Below are 2,169 nucleotides of genomic sequence, written 5' to 3'. Positions count from 1 at the left end.
TAGAACCTTTTGGTTGGCTAACAAAAGTTGCTTCCTTCGCTGAAGCGTGGCGTCAGCCACTTTTGTACTTAAATTTTAAGGGATTACTCTGTTTGTAGCCATATCATAAATAATTTCACAAATAGAAAATCCAAAGCCACAAAGAACTACTCCTACAAAAATACTCATAATATAATCACTCCACGATAATAAATTATATATTTTTTCATATTAGTATTATACTAAATAATTATTATAATTAGTATAAATCAAAAGTGAAAAAAGTATGAAGAAAATTAAATAATATATGCGTTACAGCACTTTTCATAAAATTCAATAGGGCCTGCATTTTTTATTATGGCTATTGAATCACCTCTTAGTTTCATATCCCAAAGACATTTGTTTAAAAGGGCTTTACCAATAGAGTTTTTTCTAAATTCTTTCAATACACCAATGGGACCAAAGGAGCTAGTCCCTAGAATATCATATGCACTAAAGCCAATTATGTGGTCATTAAATATTACAAGATAGATAGGTATATTATTTGAAGGAAAGATAGAAGCTAGTGAATCTGCCCATATAGAATTAAAATTTTCTTTAACAAAATCATATAGTAAATACTTATCTTTATTAAGTGCTTTTCTTATAAGAAAATTACTATTTTCATTATTATCAAATGAATAAAAATTTCCTAAATCAACTAATAAGTCTTTGGATGTATTACAAAGCTGTTGTATATAATGAATTTCTTCTTTTGTAAGGATTTCAGTTACTTCACTAGGTATTTTTATTAATGCCTTTAGAACATAAATTTCATTAAGGTACGTTTCATTGGTTTTGCTCATAATTTCTAGGGATTCATTGAGAATTTCCAAAACACTGTCATTTATTGGAGTAATAAAAAAATGATTTTTATTTCCTTCAATATTTTTAGGAAGATTTAAAGCAATTTCTTTATATTTATTAATTTTATGAAAAAAGTGGTTGTTTAAATCTTTTAAGATTTCTGTATTTTCCAAAATCATGGCCATAAATATATCTATAGGAAAGATAACTTTACGATCATTTAATGAATTTTCTGTAATATTAAATACCCTACGGAGTCTATTTGTAATGCTAAAATTATTCATAAATTGCACCCCTTTATATAATTGAAAATTGATAATTAATAATTAAAAATGTTAGAATTATCAACTATCAATTATCAATTATTAATTATTAATTATAAAAGTATGTGACTTATTGGCATAATGGCAATGCCAAGGAATATAGATAGCAATGATAATTTTATGTGCCCGTAAGAACGTGATGATGGGATAAGTTCTGCTAGTGATATATAAATCATAATACCACAAACTACAGCAAAAATTATTCCAAGAATAAGTTCATTAATAAATGGCTTTAAGAATAAAAATGATAAAAATGCTCCAAGTGGTTCAGTCATTCCTGACCAAAAGGAATATTTAATTGCCTTATATCTACTACCAGTTGAAAAGTAAATAGGCATAGCAATGGCAATACCTTCAGGAATATTATGCAGAGCGATAGCAAAAGCAACAGATATGCCTAAGCCAATATCTTGATATCCTGAAACAAAAGTTGCAATACCTTCAGGGAAGTTATGTAGCATTAATGCAATTGTAGACACTAAACCAACCCTAAATAATCCATAATTTTTATTAGATTCTTTAAAAGAATTTTTCTCATCATCAGGCAAAAAGCTATCAATTAAAAAAGCAATAAGTCCACCAATGAGTAAAAATAAAATGGACCAAAGAACTCCTTGTAATTCACCATGATATTTAGCAATGGATTCTTCAGCAGTGGGAAATAAATCTGTAAAGGATACAGTAATCATAACCCCAGCTGAAAATCCTAAGGAAAAGGTTAAAAATTTTTCATTTTTTGTTTTAGTAAAGAATACTATAATGGCTCCAATAACTGTAGATAACCCTGCTAAAGTAGATAAAAGCAGAGGAATAAAAGAAGATTTATCAATCATTTAAATGTACCCCATTGTAATTTATTACATAAGTATATTATGATTAATATATGAAAAAAAGAAGTCAATAATAAATATTTCGCAAAGATAAAGGAGAATAATTTATGATAAAGCTTATTGCATCTGATATGGATGGAACATTAATTAATAGTAGTCATGAAATATCATCAAGAAATTTAAATGCTATA

The 2,169-nt window shown here is 27.1% G+C and carries 3 protein-coding genes; 1 reads left to right on the top strand and 2 read right to left on the bottom strand.

The window, feature by feature from the left end:
• Positions 1 to 275: 275 nt before the first annotated feature.
• Both Q5O44_RS05730 and zupT read right to left on the bottom strand, forming a co-directional pair.
• A complete protein-coding gene (locus Q5O44_RS05730; protein ID WP_022167441.1) occupies positions 276 to 1,109 on the bottom strand; it encodes a GNAT family N-acetyltransferase in 834 nt (277 codons plus the stop codon).
• A 92-nt stretch (positions 1,110 to 1,201) separates the two neighbouring features.
• On the bottom strand, positions 1,202 to 1,981 hold the full coding sequence (gene zupT, locus Q5O44_RS05725) for a zinc transporter ZupT (RefSeq protein ID WP_022167440.1): 780 nt from the start codon (positions 1,979 to 1,981) through the stop codon (positions 1,202 to 1,204).
• Between the two features lie 104 nt (positions 1,982 to 2,085).
• Here zupT and Q5O44_RS15225 point away from each other — a divergent pair.
• Positions 2,086 to 2,169: HAD family hydrolase (locus Q5O44_RS15225; protein WP_370545566.1), on the top strand; the 84-nt coding region annotated here is incomplete at its 3' end.

Source organism: Clostridium sp. CAG:221 (genome assembly GCA_000435835.1).
Lineage (GTDB): Bacteria > Bacillota > Clostridia > Clostridiales > Clostridiaceae > Clostridium.
Note: the sequence above shows the minus strand (reverse complement) of the source record. Positions and strands in the feature narration are given on the sequence as shown.